The organism is Komagataeibacter intermedius TF2, assembly GCF_000964425.1.
GTDB lineage: Bacteria > Pseudomonadota > Alphaproteobacteria > Acetobacterales > Acetobacteraceae > Komagataeibacter > Komagataeibacter intermedius.
This window is the reverse complement of the sequence record NZ_BANF01000146.1, coordinates 1-1,592: the sequence shown is the minus strand read 5'-3', so window position 1 is coordinate 1,592 and position 1,592 is coordinate 1. Positions and strand designations below refer to the sequence as shown.

The window sequence follows — 1,592 nt, the reverse complement described above, 5'->3', positions numbered from 1 at the left end:
CGAGCGTCGGAATGGTCATGACGCAGCCTCATCTGTAGATGTGGAAACCGGATCGGCTTCACCAACGTAATGAACGGTACGGGCAGGCCGCCGATCCTGAAGCAGACTAAGCAGTTCAGGTCGTGCATAATGTCCTACAGAGTCCATCATCCGTTTGCGCTTGGTGATAAGAGCGAAATCAAGATCGGCAATCACCATCCCCTCACCTTCCGTCAAAGGCGGGGCCAGAAGCTTACCTTCGGGAGAGACGATGGCGGTAAAGCAGCCTCCTCGCAGCGGCCCTTCAAGTGCAGGGTCTCGCGCAATATCCTTGATCTGATCTTCCGTCAGCCAACCCGTGGCATTCACAACGAAACAGCCGGATTCCAGAGCGTGATGACGGATGGTGACTTCCATCTGATCGGCGAAGATCTGCCCCACCAGTGAACCGGGAAACTGGGCGCAGTGGATTTCTTCATGCTGTGTCATCAGCGCGTAGCGCGCCAAGGGGTTGTAATGCTCCCAGCAGGCCAGCGCCCCGATGCGGCCGACAGCACTTTCAACAACCTTGAGACCAGCGCCATCGCCCTGCCCCCAGACCATGCGCTCATGATAAGTCGGGGTGATCTTGCGACGCTTGAGAAGGATCTCACCTGTCGCGTCGAAGACGATCTGCGTGTTATAGAGTGTGCCAAAATCCCGCTCATTCACGCCCAGCACGACGACCATGCCGGTATCACGTGCGGTTTCGGCAACCATGTCCGTCACCGGACCTGGAATGATGACGGCGCGTTCATAAAGTTCCAGATGTTCGCCGCCGAAACGGAAAGCTGGCTGGATGAACGAGAAGTAGGGGTAATAGGGCACGAAGGTTTCAGGAAAGACCGCCAGCTTCACACCTTTTTCGGCGGCTTCACGGATGGCCTGACAGACTTTCCGGGCTGTCCCCAAACCGTCATCGCCGAGGACGGGACTGATCTGGATGGCAGCAGCGCGAACGATACGTGACATGGCTTGCGGTCCTTCCTTTGGCCTTTAGAGAGTCCAGGTATTGAGGATGAAAGCGTTGTCACGACGCGCAAGGAGGATAATGTCGAGCACGTCCTGCGGGTTGATCGGCGTGATGCCGGGGATCAGGTTCTGCTCGCCGTAGCCGTAAAGGGCCTGAAGCGCGAAGCGGCAGGCATAGACTTTGCCGCCCTCTTCGAGGATTTTCGCGATCTGCTTGTTGCAATTCATGTGGCCCGGAAAGGCTTCGTCGCCCAGGCGGGGAAAGCCGCGCTGCACACCAAGGGTCACACCCGGGCCATACAGCAGCACCGACGTCTCGAAACCTTTGCGGATCAGGCGGGTAGCCTGCAGCAGGTTGACGAACCCGACCGACCCTTCATTGGCCACAGTGTGGAAGGTGATAAGGGCTTTTTCGCCGGGTTTGGCTTTGACGTCCTCAAAGACCTTGTTTTCATAATTGACGAAGCAATCGCCATCTTTGTACGGAGTGTGTTCGACTTTCGGCATGATGTATCTCCATGTAGTGCGGTCTCTGGCGAGATGCCGGGGCGACCGCAACACCGGGAGAAAACGTGACATGGAATGCGCCAACTACAAAATTT

General features: G+C 56.8%; 2 protein-coding genes. Both read right to left on the bottom strand.

Features of this window, described 5'->3' with window-relative positions; genetic code table 11:
• Positions 1-15: 15 nt before the first annotated feature.
• The gene (locus tag B7449_RS14385; protein WP_025440014.1) at positions 16-990 is read right to left on the bottom strand and encodes a Nit6803 family nitrilase; all 975 of its coding nucleotides are present in this window, start codon (positions 988-990) and stop codon (positions 16-18) included.
• A gap of 24 nt (positions 991-1,014) precedes the next feature.
• Complete coding sequence (locus tag B7449_RS14380; protein WP_025440015.1) at positions 1,015-1,497, bottom strand: MSMEG_0572/Sll0783 family nitrogen starvation response protein; 483 nt, start codon at positions 1,495-1,497, stop codon at positions 1,015-1,017.
• Positions 1,498-1,592 lie beyond the last annotated feature (95 nt).